Genomic DNA, 16097 nt, shown 5'->3' with positions numbered 1-16097 from the left:
AGGGGTAGGCGTTATAACAGCTTTATTCATATAGGATTTTAGTAACATTTTTTTCACGAACAAATATATAATAAAAAATTTGATTTCACTTTTTTATTGGTTACTATTTTTCATTCGTTCTCTTTAGTCCTTGTGACAGCACTCATGTTGAAAAGAACCGAATTTAGGGTTAAAGAGCTAGTCGCTTGCCTTAAAATTGTTCGGTGTCAGCCTTAAATATCCTGGTCGATTTACTCGTCCACCAACTTGCACTTAACTCGTATAAACAATCTTTTTTGGTTTGTAAATCCCCCAATTCTTTGAAATCAACAATGTCAAAATGGGATAATAAGCCTTCGGGTAAAAAGGAAGAAAATATTGAAAAATCCATTTGCTTTTTTATGCAAATTTATAACTTCTTCCCAACTTTTTTATGTGAGCCATTTATTAGGCTGTGGCGTCATTCTCAAATAAGGTTTGATATGTTTAAACCCTTTTGGGAATTTTGCAGGAATATCACTATCAGGAATTGTTGTTGATACCACCACATCCTCGCCGTCTTTCCAGTTTGCCGGCGTGGCTACGCTATAATTTGCCACTAACTGTAAACTGTCAATAACACGCAATATCTCGTCGAAGTTCCTTCCGGTTGATGCCGGATAAGTTAAGATCAATTTTACTTTTTTATCTGGTCCAATTATAAAAACTGACCGAACTGTAAATTTATCACTTGCATTGGGGTGAATCATATCATACAAAGTCGCTACATGCATGTTTTCGTCAGCAATGATAGGATATTGTAAAGTAACATTTTGAGTTTCCTCTATATCCTTTATCCATTCATGATGAGATGCCAATCCGTCAACACTCAATGCGATAACTTTTGTATTTCTCTTTACAAATTCAGGATAATAATTTGCCACAGTACCTAATTCTGTGGTACAAACTGGTGTAAAATCAGCTGGATGCGAAAATAACACACCCCAAGAACTGCCTAACCATTCATGGAAATGTATCTTTCCAAGTGTTGTTTCTGCTTCAAAATCCGGAGCAATATCTCCTAATCGTAGTGTTGCCATGAGAATTGTTTTTAAAATTTATTTAAAATTAATCAAAAAAACCATAAGACTAACAACCACTATCATAAATAAAACAAAAATTAACTGTTAGCTGATTTCTTTTTTAAATTGGGTAAAAAGAAGGCTATAATTCCTATCAATGGCAAATAAGCACAAAGATAATAAACGTAGATTATGCCTTTGTGGTCGGCGATATTACCTAATAAAGCTGAACCTAAACCGCCCATTCCGAAGGCAAATCCGTAGAAAAGACCGGAAACCGTTCCGAGTTTTTTGGGCAATAATTCCTGTGCAAAAACCAAGATTGCCGGAAATGCGGATGAGATGATTGTTCCGATTGCCACGGATAAAATTCCTGTCCAGAACAAATCGGCATAAGGTAATAATAAGGTAAAAGGCGCCGCTCCCAAAACCGAAAACCAAATAACATATTTTCTTCCGAATTTATCCCCTAAAGGGCCTCCGATTAGCGTTCCGATGGCGCAAGAAGCCAAAAACAAAACCAAATGAAATTGTGCTTCCTGAACCGACAAGCCAAATTTTTCGATGAGATAAAACGTAAAATAACTTGACATGCTGGCCATGTAAAAGAATTTCGAAAATATCAAAACCAATAAAATCCCTACCGAAATATTAATTTTTATTTGGGATAAATTGGGTAAATCAATAACTGCCTTTTCAGTGGCTCTAAGGCTTAAATGATTTTGATACCAAAGTGCAATTCTGCTCAAAACGATTAATCCAATAATGGCTACTATGACGAACCAAATGATGTAATGTTGTGTATTGGGCGCTACTATCAGCGCTACTAATAATGGCCCTATTGCGGATCCGGCATTTCCTCCTAATTGAAAAATTGATTGCGCCAAACCGCGCTTTCCGCCTGATGCCAAAAATGAAATTCTTGAAGCTTCGGGATGAAAAATAGACGAACCTATTCCGACGAGAATCACCGAAATTATTATTATGGAGAAACTTGCTGCATAAGATAAAAGCACAATTCCCGATAAGGTAAAAAGCATTCCGAAAATTTGAGAAAAAGGTTTTGGTTTTTTATCCGTATATAATCCCACGAGAGGCTGTAATATCGAAGCTGACAATTGATAAGCCAAGGTTATTAATCCGATTTGTGTAAAAGTTAAATTAAAATTTTCTTTTAAAATTGGGTATGCTGCGGGTATAACCGACTGCAATAAATCATTTATCAAATGGGCAAATGCTATCGAAAATAATACAGGATAGACTGTTTTTTGAAGGAAAGGAGAATAGTCTTTTTTTGATGCTGTCTCTGCGGAAGTGTTCATAATGGAATAATAAAATAGAATTAGTTGTAAATATTGTATTTGGCGGCAAAAATATGTTTTAAATAAAACGTACCGCAAAATACCAAAATAGTAATGTGATAAAAGAAAGTGGTATTCCAAAACCAATCATCATGCTGCTTAATTTAGGTTTTAAACCATGGGTAGACGCTAAAATACTGGCCGTAATCATTGGCGCCATGGCAGACTCCATTATTGACACTTGGATAATTTCTGAATGTTGATTCAAAACGACAACGTACAATAAATAGAACATCGCCGGAGTCAATAGCAATTTATACAAAAGTCCCAATCCTAAAAATCCCCAATGTTGACTTTTCCTGTCAAAACTTAATTGTAATCCAACCGAAAGCAAAGCCAAAGGAGCTACCCCACTTCCTGCTTTTTGTAAAATAAATTGTATCGTTTCATGAAAATCGAAATTAAAAACATTCATCAAACAAGCCAAAAGAAAAGTGATGAATGGCGGAAAGAACATGATTTTTTTTGCAATATGAAGTCCGTTTGGACTTCCCGTTGAATATAAAGTTGCCACGAGAATTCCCAAGGTGGAAAGCACAACAAAAGAACCTGGTTGGTCTACTAAAATAGCTGTTTTTAAACCATCTTGTCCATATAAAGCCTCAATAATTGGAAAGCCCAAGAACGAAGTATTCCCTAATCCGGCAGTAATGATTAAGCATCCGGTAAGCTTTCTGGACCAGCCCAGTTTTTTCCCAAGAAAACTAAAGAATAGATATGAAACTGCAAAGCCAATCCAAGCTACACCAATCGGATATAACAACTGATTATCCCATTTAATTTTTGGGATATAATACAAAGACATCGCGGGAAGACAAAAATAAATGACAACCGTGTTTAGAACCTTATAACTATTGACAGGAAACCGTTTTACATTTTGCAATACAATCCCAAGGAGTAGAAAAACAAAGATTAGAATGAAGTTGTTCATAAGTCCGCAAAGATATTGACTAATTTGCTGTTTTCACAACGCATAAATATAAATGTTTCATTTCGGGATTCTATTTGGAATTTATATAATTTACTTTTCATTTGAAAAACAAATTACACCAGTTCCCACGAATTCTTCTTCATAAAAAACAAAATAATTCGTGTTTAAATACTAATTTTACTAAAACGATTTTAAGTTTTGGAAAACAACAAAATAAAACACTCCGCTCTTTACGTAAAAGCTGGAATTTCGCCACCTGAAATTATCAGTTCCTCTTCCGTAGAACATATAAAAACCCTAAAGAAACAACAACCTTCATCAAAGGAATTGGTTGACGGCATTTTAGCGGGAAACATAACCGCTTTGAGTCGTGCCATAACTTTGGTTGAAAGTACAAATGTTAACCATTTGGTGAAAGCCAATGAAGTGATAAATGCTTGCTTGTCTCACGCCAATAAATCCGTCAGGATAGGAATCACGGGTGTTCCAGGTGTTGGAAAAAGTACCTTTATTGAAGCATTTGGAAAATACTTAACGGGTTTAGGAAAAAAAGTGGCCGTTCTGGCCGTTGATCCAAGCAGTACGATTTCGCACGGAAGTATTTTGGGAGACAAAACCCGAATGGAGGAATTGGTTAAGGATAAAAACGCCTTTATCCGACCTTCGGCTTCGGGAGAAACTTTAGGCGGTGTGGCTAGAAAAACCAGAGAAGCAATTACGCTTTGCGAAGCTTGTGGTTATGATACGATAATCATAGAAACTGTTGGTGTCGGACAAAGTGAAACCGCCGTTCACAGCATGGTAGACTTTTTTCTGTTATTAAAAATTGCAGGCGCCGGCGATGAATTGCAAGGTATCAAACGCGGCATTATGGAAATGGCCGATGCTATTGTCATCAACAAAGCCGATGGCGATAACGTTCGAAAAGCCAATTTGGCAAAAGTAGAATTCAATCGAGCATTACATTTATTTCCTGCCAAGAAATCAGGTTGGACACCTACAACTTCAACTTGTAGCGCCATTACACACGAAGGAATCCCTGAAGTATGGAAAACTATCGAGGAGTTTCTTGAACTTACAAAAGGAAACAATTATTTCTTTGAAAAGCGAAAAGAACAAAATCAATATTGGCTTTTGGAAACCATCAATGAGCAATTGAAAACCAACTTTTACAATCATCCCGAAATTCAAAAACTCTTGGAAGAAAACAAAAAAGCGGTGCAAAATGATGAAATTTCACCTTTTGCAGCCGCTCAAATTTTATTAAAAAAGTATTTTAAATAGTTTTAGTTTTAGTCTCCGTTTTCGGCACTAAAAAAACGGATACTGAACGCTACTCTTTCTCGTAACGCTCCATTTCCCTGTCATAAAAATCATTGGCAAGAATAATCAATCCTTCCATTTCGGCATTGAGTTCGCCTTCGTCAAGGTCTTCGGCTTCTTCCATAAACTCAACTTCGTCATCTTTTAAATTGATGATAAATCGTGGATAATCGAGATGAATGATGAAAATATCTTCGGGAAAATCAGTGTTGTCTCCGAGTAAAAATTTTGGTAATTCCATTTTTTTTTAGATGTTAGATGATAGACGAATAGATAATGGACAAAAATATATTTTAACTTTTAGAAATCTATCATCTATCCGTCTATTGTCTATTTGTCTTTTTAAAATTATTTATCAGAAAGTATTACTGGTGCATTTCCTTTACTATTCATGAAAATAATCTTGGTGTTTGGTGATGCGGCCAGTTCTTTTTGTGCTTTTATGGATTCGTATTGCAATTGTTTATCCGTTAATCCCATAGAAATAATATGCTGATAATCTGCAATACCTTGTGCTTCCACTCTTTTTCGTTCGGCCTCTTGTTTCTCTTTTTGCAAAACAAACTGCATTTTTTGCGCATCTTGTTCTGCATTAATTTTACTTTCGATAGATGCTTTTACAGATATGGGAAGATTGATATTTCTAATCAATAACTGTTCTAAAACTAATCCTCTTGATTTAAAATCGGCTTCGATATTTTTAAATATTCTGTCTTGAAACTCATTCCTTTTCGTAGAATACAATGCCACGGCATCATAATAAACTGCGTTGTCACGAATTCTTGTTCTTGTTACGGGACGCACAATTTTATCATTATAATTTACCCCAATTTGCTTGAATATTTTTGGAGCATCGGCGGGAGTAATTCGATACAAAACGGTTAAATCGATTACGACTTCCAGTCCATCATTCGATAAAACACGAATCGCATCGTCACCTACTTGTGCACCTTCACCATGAACTGCCGACATGGTGTAGTTTTGAGTTTGAATATCAAAGTCGGTTACATCCAAAAGCGGGTTTATTATGTGCAAACCACTTTCCAGAACATCCGGTTGAACACTTCCGTAAAGTGATTTAACACCCACTTTGCCGGCATCAATTTGTTTGAACATCGAGGAAGAAATCCCCAATAAAATAATTAAAATCCCTATAATTTTGAAAATATTAGAAAATTTTGAAAGCGGATTTCTCATATCGCTTTTTAATGTGAAACTCACAATCAGTAAAATAACCCCAATAATAATTAATAATATCATTTTTTAAAATTTAGTATGTTGGTTTTACGGTAAATTACTTTTTGAGTTAGATTTTTTTAAGAAAAAAATTTAAATTTTATGTTTTTCCAATGTCAACTTTTTTGTCAATCCCGCAAAGCGAATATACAAAAATAAAGCTGCCGATGTTAGTCCCGCCAAAAGTCCTATCCAAATTCCCGTTGCTCCCAAATCAGTATGTCTTCCTAAATAATACGAAATTGGGAATCCCACTATCCAATAGGCCACAAAAGTAATGTACATTGGAACTTTCACGTCCTGCAAACTTCGCAAAGCGCCAAGAGCAACCACTTGTATTCCGTCTGAAATTTGAAAAACGGCAGCCACCAAAAGCAATTTGGATGCAATAATGATTATCTCTCTATTGTCAATAGCTTGGGCGGAATCGGTCATATTTAAAAACAAATGAGGCAGGTAATTATGAAAAATTACAAAAATAAGTGCAAAAACTGTTTCGAAAATGATGGTTAATAAAAATATGGATCTTGCCGTAATTATGAGTTTTTTAAAATCTTTCGACCCTTTGAGGTAACTCAATCGAATCATCGCCGTCACGCTAAATCCCATCGCAAACATAAAAGTGGTCGATGCCATAATGAGCGCAATTTGATTCGCCGCTTGGCTGTTTTTTCCAATAGAACCCGAAAGCCAAATTGCCGCCGTAAACAATGTCACCTCAAACAACATTTGCATCGCCGAAGGAAGGCCAAGATTGATGATTTTCATCAAGATTGATTTTCGAATTTCCTTAAAGCTAAAATTCTTGAAGTACCTTTTGAAAGCTGCATTTTTTCGCAAAATGAAGTGCATAAAAACCACCATCATGATTCTGGAAATCACTGTTCCCAAGGCCGCGCCTAGAATTCCCAATTTAGGAAAACCCCAAATACCATAAATCAACACATAATTAAAAAAAACGTGAACTATGTTTGCCAAATAAATAGCATACATCGAATATTTGGTTTGCGATAAACCGTCGGCAAATTGCTTGTAAGCTTGAAAAATAATCACAGGAATCAATGAAAACGCAACCCAATCAATGTAAGGTGTGGCCAGTTTGACAACTGCGGCCGGTTGGTTCATCAAATTCATTATTGGTTTTGACAAAACAATCAAAACAAATATGGCGATGCCCAGAACCACGCACAATAAAAGTCCGTGATGAAAAGTGGTTCTGATTTTTTTGTCGTCCTTTTCGGCATCGGCTTCAGCAATCAATGGTGTAATGGCAGTAGAAAATCCAATTCCCAAAGACAATCCAATAAATATAAAACTATTGCCAAGCGAAACCGCAGCTAATTCGGTGGAACCAAGATTCCCAACCATAAAATTATCTACAATTCCTATCAAAGTATGGCCTAGCATTCCCAAAATAACGGGATAAGCCAATCTTAAATTATAGGAAAACTCTTTGGTATATTGAGAAAAATTCATTTACTATTTTTAAGTCCGCAAATGTAAGTAGAAGCATTTAATTGTTCCATAATTATTTAATTAATAATGTCTGATTTTTAGTGTTTTTTGCTTCATAAAGAATTATGTAACAAATTCAAATAATTGTGTAACACTTGCCCACCACACTGGCTATACATTTGCATAAGTTCGTTTGATAAGAAAAACATCATCAAAAACGAAAAAAATTTTTAACAATTAAAATATTTTATTATGAAAATTAAAACACTGTTAGTATTCGCTATTTCAATTTTTTTCGCAAGTAATGCTTCTGCACAAGATGTTCCAGAAACAAAAGCTACAAATTATGATCAAAGTTTCCGTTTAGGATTTGGTTTAAACGGCGGAGTTCCAACCAATAATGACACTTACAATTGGTCTTTAGGTGCAGATGCTAGAATTCAGTATGATTTAACTAAAAGAACTTCTTTAACATTTACAACCGGTTTTACAAACTTGTTTAAATATAAAGATGCAACTGATTTAACTAACACAAAAGATCTGGGTTTTATCCCTTTAAAAGCAGGTTTTAAAGCGTTTGTTTGGGAAGATCAATTCTATATTTTAGGAGAAATTGGTGGCGGTATCGCTGTTACAAACGGGCACAAACAAGACACTTATTTATGGGCTCCAGGAATTGGGTATGCCAATAAAAATTTCGATCTAAGTTTGCGTTACGAAGCTTACACAGAATATGATACAAACCAAATTTCGTTACGTGTAGCGTACGGTTTTGAATTGTAAACCAATTTTATAATAGTAAAAATACTCTGAAATTCAGAGCATTTTTACTATTATAATCCTTTCTTCAATTGTTCTTTATACATTTCAATGTTGGCTTTAATTGTATCATCCATTTCCGGTTCCTGGATATCAGTATGTTTCTGCATTTCTTCCCAAATGATTTTAGCCACAATATAACGAGCCATTTCCTTATCATCGGCAGGAATAACATACCAGGGCGCATTTTCTTTACTCGTTTTGTTTATGGCTTCTTCATAATAGTGCATATATTCGTCCCAACGTTCTCTTTCTTTCATATCCATTATCGAGAATTTCCAATTGTGTTTTTTTTCTTCCAATCGTCGTAACAACCGTTGTCTCTGTTCCTCTTTACTCATGTTCAAAAAGAATTTCAGCACAATCGTTCCGTTTTGCGTGATATGATTCTCGAAATTATTGATTTGTTCAAAACGGTTTTCCCAAAATTGGGGTGTAATGTCTGAAACTTTTTCAATTCCGGGTAATTTTTCGTTCAAAATATATTCAGGATGCACACGTGTCACCAAAACATTCTCATAATGTGACCGATTAAAAACCGCAAATTTTCCTTTTTCAGGCAATGCCAAATAATGTCGCCACAAATAATCATGTTCCAACTCAGCCGAATTCGGTGTTTTAAAACTATGAACCACAACTCCACGCGCATTAAATTCCTTGAAAACTTCACGTATCAAACTGTCTTTGCCAGACGTATCCATTCCTTGCAAACAAACTAGAACACCGTAGCGATTATGTGCATACATCACGTCTTGCAACTCGCTCAACTTAACTTGCACCTTATCTAACTTTTCCTCTTTATCATCATCACTGGCCTCATTAAATAAATTTGTTGGAATTTTCGACAATTCAATTTTGGCTGTAACTTTAAAATCATCTGGATTTATTGACTTCATAATTGGTTGAGATTAATTTAAATATTATTTTCCAGGAGCTTTTCCCCGCTTTCCACTGTATTTTTATGTTCTTAAAGAAAGAACATAAAAGATGTCGCTGCTATCGGGACTATGTCCATTTGCTAATTTATGAAATTTATCTTTTATTTCACACTAAAGAAAAGGACTAGCCTAAATAAATGACTTAACTTTGTTTTAGAACAAAAAATTAAAAAATGATCGACTTAAAAAATAAAAATGCTCTCGTTACCGGTGCGGGAAAAGGAATTGGAAAAGCAGTAGCCATTGCTTTGGCAAAAGAAGGCGTAAATGTAATTCTGGTTGCCAGAACGCAATCTGATTTAGATCAAGTTGCCAAAGAAGTAAATTCTTTTGGGGTAAAATCATTAGTGTTAACAGCTGATGTTGCTGATATCAATTCTGTAAATAGTGCCATTAAAAAGGCGTTAGCTGAATTTAAAACTATCGATATTTTGATCAACAATGCCGGAATAGCCGCTTTTGGAAAATTTTTAGAACTAGAACCTGCCGCTTGGGAACGCATTATCCAAGTAAACTTAATGGGAACCTATTATGTGACACGCGCCGTTTTGCCAAATATGATTGAAAGACAAACTGGTGATATTATCAATATTTCCTCAACAGCAGGATTAAGCGGAAATGCTTTAACGAGTGCTTATAGCGCCTCAAAATTTGCGGTTTTAGGATTAACGGAATCATTAATGCAAGAAGTTCGTAAACATAATATTCGGGTAACGGCTCTAATACCAAGTACTGTAGCTACTGATATGGCCAAAGATCTAAAGCTGACCGATGGTAATCCTGATAAAGTTATGCAATCAGAAGATATGGCTGAATTAATCATCGCACAACTTAAATTAAACCGTCGTGTTTTTATAAAAAACAGCAGTATTTGGTCTACGAATCCTTAATCTTTTTTTACTATAAACAACAAAACCCTTTATTTCAAAGGGTTTTGTTGTTTATATACTTCTTCTAAATTAATTTTAAACCACAACATTTACAAACTCCATTCTTACGCTTCCATCCTCGTCAATTTTGGTCAAATTGATTTCGTGCAAAGTATTTACCAATTCCGGATTCCAAGGCGTTTTTACCCGAACATAATTCTCGGTAAAACCGTGAATGTAGCCTTCTTTGTTTTCGCTTTCGAAAAGTACGGTTCTATTTGTTCCTATTTGGCTTTCATAAAAAGCACGACGCTTTTTTACGGATAATCCGCGTAACATTTTGCTTCGTTTCGCCCGAACATTTGCCGGAACGACACCTCCCATTTCGGCGGCTTCAGTATTATCACGTTCCGAATAGGTGAAAACGTGTAAATAGGAGATTGCCATTTCATTCAAGAAATGGTAGGTTTCAAGGAAATGTTCTTCAGTTTCTCCTGGAAAACCAACAATTACATCGACACCAATACAAGCATCAGGCATCACTTCCCTGATTTTATTTACCCTTTCGGTATAAATTTCACGAAGATAACGGCGTTTCATCAACTTCAGAATTTCATTGCTTCCTGATTGCATCGGAATATGAAAATGCGGCACAAAAGTTCGACTTTTGGACACAAATTCAATAGTTTCGTTTTTTAATAAGTTCGGTTCAATAGAGGAGATTCGCAATCTTTCGATACCTTCTATTTTATCCAATTCCTGAACTAATTCCAGGAAAGTATGTTCGTGTTTTTTGTTGCCAAATTCCCCTTTTCCGTAATCGCCAATATTTACGCCAGTCAATACAATTTCTTTGATGTTTTGCTGCGAAATATCCTTGGCGTTTTTCAACACATTTTCCAGTTCATCACTTCTCGAAATTCCTCTCGCCAACGGAATCGTGCAATAGGTACATTTATAATCGCAGCCGTCTTGCACTTTCAAAAAAGCCCGCGTTCTGTCGCCAATCGAGTAACTTCCCACATAAAAATCGGCTTCTTCAATCTCGCAGGAATGCACTTCGCCAAAATCGTTTTTGGATAAATCGTTTATGTAATCGGTGATTTTAAACTTTTCGGTGGCACCCAAAACCAAATCAACGCCATCAACAGCAGCCAATTCTTCGGGTTTCAATTGGGCATAACAACCAATGGCAGCTACAAAAGCTTTATCATTGAGTTTCATCGCTTTTCGCACGACTTGCTTGAACTGTTTATCGGCATTTTCAGTAACCGAACACGTATTGATAACATACATATCTGCCACTTCTTCAAAATCGACGCGGTCAAAACCTTCGTCCTGAAAATTTCGGGCAATTGTAGATGTTTCCGAAAAATTCAATTTGCACCCAAGGGTATAAAAGGCAACTTTTTTTCTATTTTCCATAAAATAACTCAATTAATGAAATCGTTGTCAAAAAATTGAGGTTGCAAATTTACATATAAATTACAAGATTTAAAATTGGATTATCATTATATTTGTAAATAGGTTTTAAAATTAAAAATTATGCAACGGACTAATTTACAAAAAGATAAACTGGACTTAATTGAGAGAATTATCCATACGGAAGATCAAAGCACATTAGATTATCTAAAAAGTGTCTTAAATGACGAAACTTTGGAATATGAATTAAGTAACAAACAGAAATTAATTTTAGAAGAAGCTACAGAAAAATACTATTCAGGCGAAGAACCATCATTCACTTGGGAAGAAGTAAAAATCAATGCCAGAAAAAGCCATAATGAAAAGAAATCTTAAATTTACTTTTCGGGCTAATGTTGATACAATTGTTGCTTACGAATTTTATGAATCCAGACGTAAAAATCTTGGTGAACGATTTTTTTTGCGAACCCCTATTGGCTTTTTTTACTTTTGCAAGTACCTTATTTTCAATACGTACGCTTGTATTATGCCTGTTGTTTTGACGCAAAAACAGTAACTATTTGCGACAAAATAATTGTTTTTAATTGTAACAAATAAAGTAAAAATTTGTGACGAAAAAACAACTACTGAAATTAGTGCAATGTCCTTTTACGCAATGTGTTTTTTGGGTTTAAAATTATCACATTGACCTTATTTTAATTTACAAATAATTGTTTTGACGGCGATAATCGCCGTTACCTTTATGTAATGTAAACTTTTATTGTAGTTGGATGTCAATTGGAAAACACTATTGTATTGCATATCGCGATATGCGATATGTGTTCATTATTTTTGTTTGTTCACGGAAACGTGAACGGATTTTATTTGTGAACAAAATAAGAGATAAAATGGCACTATAAAACCAAATACAACAATACCGCTATTCTATTGATAGACAAACCACCATCAATAGTATACAGGACTTTGTTGGAGGAATAGGTTCCATCGCCTTGCCTTATTTTGTTGCCATCAATGGTATATAATACTTTGTTGGAGTAGTAGGTTCCGTTGCCTTGTCTTATTTTATTACCATCAATAGTATAAAGCACTTTGTTGGAGAAATAGGTGCCATCACCTTGTCTTATTTTGTTGCCATCAATAGTTAGTAGCACCTTATTGGATGAATAAGTTCCGTCGCCCAATCTTACTTTATTTGCGTCAAAGTTATATAGGACTTTGTTAGATGAATAAGTACCATTGCCAAGCCTCACTTTATTGCCGTCAATAGTATATAGTACTTTATTTGAAGAATAGGTTCCGTCACCCAAACGGATTTTTGTCTGGGAGTGAATCGCCATTAAAGGCAATAGAAACAATAGGAATATGTGTTTCATATGTAGATATTTATTGTTTTTTATCGGTCATATGTAATTCGCATATCTTCATTGGTGTTTGCGATCAATTTACGGTTATGCTCATTTCATACGGTTGATTTCTATTATAGTCTACTTTAGAAACAGTTTTAAAATACTTGCCCCAATTTTTCTTTGCAACCCATTTTTGGTTGTTGGTATTCCTGTGGTTCTGGCAAACCTTTGTTTTGCCTGCGCTATTCCCAACAATCTACTTAACGAAAATGAAAATCCAAACTTGCCCATACTATTGCTTTTATTTGATTATATTTTCCACTTGATTTTGTGATGGAATTATTATCTATTACTTTTACTTCAACTCCAATAGATAATAATTCCATAACGAAATCGTAAGTAGGTTGTAGAAATAATTCAATTCTATATTCATTTTCATCGTTTGTTAATTCCTTTTGGGAATGGTGCAATGGCAATGATTTTATATACTTTCCTTGCTCAAAAGAAAAAGACAAAACAATTTTTTGAGGTTCTTTATTGTCTTCATTTATGACACCAAAACTGCGGAGAAAAGCTTCTTCAGTATTGTAATTTTCTGGCAATTCGAACTTCGAATTTGTAATTTCCAAGAGGGTTATTCTGTCTAATCCAAAGGTTTTTATTCGATTGTCTTTCAAATCTTTTGCCACTAAATACCAACGATACCTTGCTTCTTTCAAGACTAGAGGCTGTACTTTTCTTTGCGTATCAACTAATTCATCCGTCCAATATTTTAAATAGGAAAAACGAATTTCATTTCTGTTTTTTATGGCGTGAATCAAATAATTCATATTATTTGTTCCCAACGGTTTTCGTTTCTCCAGAATAAGATGATTCGACAAATTGGTCGAAATTTTGAGTGCATCAATAATTTCGAAACTTTCCATTAAGCGTTCGTTCCTGTCTTCGTTGCCATCATAAACAATTTCATAAACACCTTGCGAACGATTATAGGTGATTTCGATACCGTGAGTGGAAGCAATTTCTTTTATTTCGCGTTGAAACGTACGAATAGAAATTTCGTAATTTTCCTCGTCATTAATAGATTGCTCTGCCAAATACTTTTGAATTTCTTCAAAAGAACTGGCTTTTTTTCGAAGTTTATTGATGATGAGTGAATAGCGTTTTAGAAATTGTTTTTTGGACATAATTTATTTTTTAAAAGATTTATAAAACAAATCTTCAATTGCATTTATTCCTTTTTCATTTATTATTCGAGCTCCAATACCAGCAAAATTAGTGACTGTTATTCTTGGTGATTCGTTTAGCATTTTAAATTTACATTCTTGGTAATCCCAATAAAACCAGCTATCCTTTTTTTGGTCAAATAAAAAGACCTCTTTGTTATTGTCGATTGCCATTTGAACCGCCCAGCCTGTTCCTCCTTTTACAAATTCACGATTGTCTTTGTAAATTAAGGAGCTTATTGCAAAAATTTGTTCCGAGTTTTTAATTTGAAACCAATTTCTGGAATATAATTTCATATAGCGTTTTACCTTGAATTTATTTAGCGTTACATTGGCAATATTCACGTTTAAAATACCTTCTTGATATTCAGCTTCGCTTAGCTCTACTTTGTTTTTGCTTTTATGATAGGCTGTTTTATACGAATAGGCAAGTGTTTGAATACCATATTTTTGTCCGATTTCTTCAAAATAAGTATCAGCACCTTCCGCTCCGCCAGAATGACATCGAAAGTTGTTTTGGGGAATATCCCTTTTTGAAATCATTTTTTAATCGAAATTATTAATAACAAAGTGCTTCAAAAAAAGCTTTTGTTTCCTCTTCAAAAACATCAACCGGAATTTGGTGCGCCAAATCGTTTTTTATTACAATCGTATAATCTGTTTTAGGGTTACAATTTTGTGCCAAAAAAACCAAGTTGTCTTTTGCCTTAATAATATCATCCTGACCTCCCAAAATGATTCGCATTAATGGAGATTCTTTTAACTGTAAATTGATAGGAATTATTTGTTCAACAGAATTCCTATATGGTAACGCTGGATTGTAGAGCAAAGCGCAAATTCCCATACTGTTAGCCAAATGAAACCCAACAAAACCTCCTATACTGCTCCCAATGATTGCATTAATATCTTGATCTTTGAATTCGTCGTATAAATTTTGAATCACGTTTGGGTTCGATTTGTATTCTAAATCTGGAGCGAAAACAGTACCATAAGATTCAAGAATGGCTCTTTTTTCTTCGCTTAATTTACTTTCGAGTCCGTGGAGGAATAGGATGTTCATAGTGTATTTAAAATTAATGGGGTCCATCATACAATGTGTTATGCACTGTTGTTTTAACTCTTTAAATGTCGAATATAATTGTCTAGCAAACTTTGAATTTGTTGAGATGCTACAGGATTTGCAGAATGAACATTAAATTTCAAATTTCGCAAATCAAGTCCCGATTCATAAACTAACCACTTCGCTGCTGCGTAACCATCTTCGGCAATATTTTCATTTTCGTCTAATCCCAAATCATTATCAAAACTTATCAATTCGGGAAGTCCATTTTCAATGATTACTTGTTTAAAATCCTTAAAATTTCTAACTATTACAAAATCTTCATCCGTCAAATTCTTGTAAACCATTTTTACATCTCTAATGTCGTCAAGAAAAAGTTTATACCTCATAATATTTAAAATTAGTGTGTTCCGTCAAGTAAAGAATAGCCGTGATAAAATCCCCCAACAAAAGAGTCTTTATCAAAAGCCCAAATATTTAAATCTTTTTCGTCTTTACAAGTGTTTTGACCAATTGCTTTTCCGATAAAATCGCCAACATCAGTTAGGTCATAATTAAACATAAGCGCTCCTTCAAGATTCTCTCTTTCATTAAACATTGTTCGATATTCATTTGTTTTTTGAATAATATCGTCGCAAATTTTGTTGAACAATTTTTTTTGTTCCTCTGGATTAAGTTCTTTATGTTTCATAGGGTTTTGTATTAATCATTTTACTTTAAATGCTGTATTTTTCAAATAATAGCAATCAAACTCATTAATTGGTCTTTTGTAAGTTGACCATCGATGTAATATTTTACGTGACCGTATTTTTTATCTAAGATTTCATTTCTATCAATATAATAAATCAGATTGCCGTGTTTTTTATCCCTTACTTCATTGTCTTCAACATAGTAATGTGTTTTTCCATATTTACTATCCCTTCTAATTTCAAAATTGTCGAAATGGAATTTTATGTTTCCGCTTTTACTTTTTTCACGAATATCATTACCGTCAATATAAAATAAAGTGGTTCCGTGTTTTTTGTCATTAATTTCGTTACCGTCTATATAGGGTCTGCTGAAAAACTCAGA

The 16097-nt window shown here is 34.4% G+C and carries 20 protein-coding genes; 4 read left to right on the top strand and 16 right to left on the bottom strand.

The features are described from left to right. Positions 1-190: 190 nt before the first annotated feature. From B2145_RS01245 to B2145_RS01230, 4 genes are all read right to left on the bottom strand, one after another. A complete protein-coding gene (locus tag B2145_RS01245; protein ID WP_291097316.1) occupies positions 191-370 on the bottom strand; it encodes a hypothetical protein in 180 nt (59 codons plus the stop codon). Positions 371-410: 40 nt separating this feature from the next. After that, positions 411-1058, bottom strand: coding sequence for a peroxiredoxin (locus B2145_RS01240; protein ID WP_291097314.1), 648 nt, complete (start codon positions 1056-1058; stop codon positions 411-413). Positions 1059-1138: 80 nt separating this feature from the next. Then, positions 1139-2362 (bottom strand): MFS transporter, encoded by a 1224-nt coding sequence (locus B2145_RS01235; RefSeq protein ID WP_291097312.1) that lies wholly within the window; start codon positions 2360-2362, stop codon positions 1139-1141. Between the two features lie 58 nt (positions 2363-2420). After that, entirely contained in the window at positions 2421-3332 is a 912-nt protein-coding gene (locus B2145_RS01230) for an AEC family transporter (protein WP_291097310.1), read from the bottom strand. 198 nt (positions 3333-3530) lie between these two features. Between B2145_RS01230 and meaB the strand changes: the two genes are divergently transcribed. After that, positions 3531-4616: a methylmalonyl Co-A mutase-associated GTPase MeaB gene (gene meaB / locus B2145_RS01225; RefSeq protein ID WP_291097308.1), complete on the top strand. Its 1086-nt coding sequence runs from the start codon at positions 3531-3533 to the stop codon at positions 4614-4616. A 49-nt stretch (positions 4617-4665) separates the two neighbouring features. On the opposite strand, the gene B2145_RS01220 is transcribed toward meaB, so the two are convergent. The 3 genes from B2145_RS01220 to B2145_RS01210 form a co-directional block, all read right to left on the bottom strand. Continuing rightward, entirely contained in the window at positions 4666-4896 is a 231-nt protein-coding gene (locus tag B2145_RS01220; protein WP_291097306.1) for a hypothetical protein, read from the bottom strand. 107 nt (positions 4897-5003) lie between these two features. Next, positions 5004-5915 carry a prohibitin family protein gene (locus B2145_RS01215; RefSeq protein WP_291097305.1) on the bottom strand — a complete coding sequence of 304 codons (912 nt, stop codon included), beginning with the start codon at positions 5913-5915 and terminating at the stop codon, positions 5004-5006. A gap of 69 nt (positions 5916-5984) precedes the next feature. After that, positions 5985-7367, bottom strand: a complete 1383-nt coding sequence (locus B2145_RS01210) for an MATE family efflux transporter (protein ID WP_291097303.1) — start codon at positions 7365-7367, stop codon at positions 5985-5987. Between the two features lie 231 nt (positions 7368-7598). On the opposite strand from B2145_RS01210, the gene B2145_RS01205 reads away from it, so the two are divergent. Beyond that, complete coding sequence (locus tag B2145_RS01205) at positions 7599-8129, top strand: hypothetical protein (RefSeq protein WP_291097301.1); 531 nt, start codon at positions 7599-7601, stop codon at positions 8127-8129. A gap of 50 nt (positions 8130-8179) precedes the next feature. On the opposite strand, the gene B2145_RS01200 is transcribed toward B2145_RS01205, so the two are convergent. Beyond that, a complete protein-coding gene (locus tag B2145_RS01200; protein ID WP_291097300.1) occupies positions 8180-9061 on the bottom strand; it encodes a PPK2 family polyphosphate kinase in 882 nt (293 codons plus the stop codon). A 215-nt stretch (positions 9062-9276) separates the two neighbouring features. Between B2145_RS01200 and B2145_RS01195 the strand changes: the two genes are divergently transcribed. Next, positions 9277-9993, top strand: a complete 717-nt coding sequence (locus tag B2145_RS01195) for a 3-ketoacyl-ACP reductase (RefSeq protein WP_291097298.1) — start codon at positions 9277-9279, stop codon at positions 9991-9993. A 75-nt stretch (positions 9994-10068) separates the two neighbouring features. Here B2145_RS01195 and mtaB read toward each other — a convergent pair whose 3' ends face one another. After that, positions 10069-11397, bottom strand: coding sequence for a tRNA (N(6)-L-threonylcarbamoyladenosine(37)-C(2))-methylthiotransferase MtaB (gene mtaB / locus B2145_RS01190; RefSeq protein WP_291097296.1), 1329 nt, complete (start codon positions 11395-11397; stop codon positions 10069-10071). Positions 11398-11517: 120 nt separating this feature from the next. On the opposite strand from mtaB, the gene B2145_RS01185 reads away from it, so the two are divergent. After that, positions 11518-11769, top strand: coding sequence for a hypothetical protein (locus B2145_RS01185; protein WP_291097294.1), 252 nt, complete (start codon positions 11518-11520; stop codon positions 11767-11769). A 518-nt stretch (positions 11770-12287) separates the two neighbouring features. Here B2145_RS01185 and B2145_RS01180 read toward each other — a convergent pair. The 7 genes from B2145_RS01180 to B2145_RS01150 all read right to left on the bottom strand — a co-directional run. Next, on the bottom strand, positions 12288-12767 hold the full coding sequence (locus tag B2145_RS01180; RefSeq protein ID WP_291097292.1) for a hypothetical protein: 480 nt from the start codon (positions 12765-12767) through the stop codon (positions 12288-12290). Positions 12768-13000: 233 nt separating this feature from the next. After that, the gene (locus B2145_RS01175; protein ID WP_291097290.1) at positions 13001-13927 is read right to left on the bottom strand and encodes a helix-turn-helix transcriptional regulator; all 927 of its coding nucleotides are present in this window, start codon (positions 13925-13927) and stop codon (positions 13001-13003) included. A 3-nt stretch (positions 13928-13930) separates the two neighbouring features. Next, positions 13931-14509: a hypothetical protein gene (locus B2145_RS01170; RefSeq protein ID WP_291097288.1), complete on the bottom strand. Its 579-nt coding sequence runs from the start codon at positions 14507-14509 to the stop codon at positions 13931-13933. A gap of 16 nt (positions 14510-14525) precedes the next feature. After that, positions 14526-15026, bottom strand: coding sequence for a YqiA/YcfP family alpha/beta fold hydrolase (locus B2145_RS01165; protein WP_291097286.1), 501 nt, complete (start codon positions 15024-15026; stop codon positions 14526-14528). A gap of 53 nt (positions 15027-15079) precedes the next feature. After that, positions 15080-15415 (bottom strand): cyclic-phosphate processing receiver domain-containing protein, encoded by a 336-nt coding sequence (locus B2145_RS01160; RefSeq protein ID WP_291097285.1) that lies wholly within the window; start codon positions 15413-15415, stop codon positions 15080-15082. 11 nt (positions 15416-15426) lie between these two features. Continuing rightward, positions 15427-15717, bottom strand: a complete 291-nt coding sequence (locus tag B2145_RS01155) for a hypothetical protein (RefSeq protein ID WP_291097283.1) — start codon at positions 15715-15717, stop codon at positions 15427-15429. Between the two features lie 41 nt (positions 15718-15758). Then, positions 15759-16097 (bottom strand): hypothetical protein (locus tag B2145_RS01150; RefSeq protein ID WP_291097282.1); only part of this gene is annotated, 339 nt, incomplete at its 5' end.

This window comes from Flavobacterium sp. UBA5153 (assembly GCA_002413745.1).
In the GTDB taxonomy this organism is placed as follows: domain Bacteria; phylum Bacteroidota; class Bacteroidia; order Flavobacteriales; family Flavobacteriaceae; genus Flavobacterium.
The sequence above is the reverse complement of the archived record's forward strand: the minus strand, read 5'-3'. Positions and strand labels throughout refer to the sequence as shown.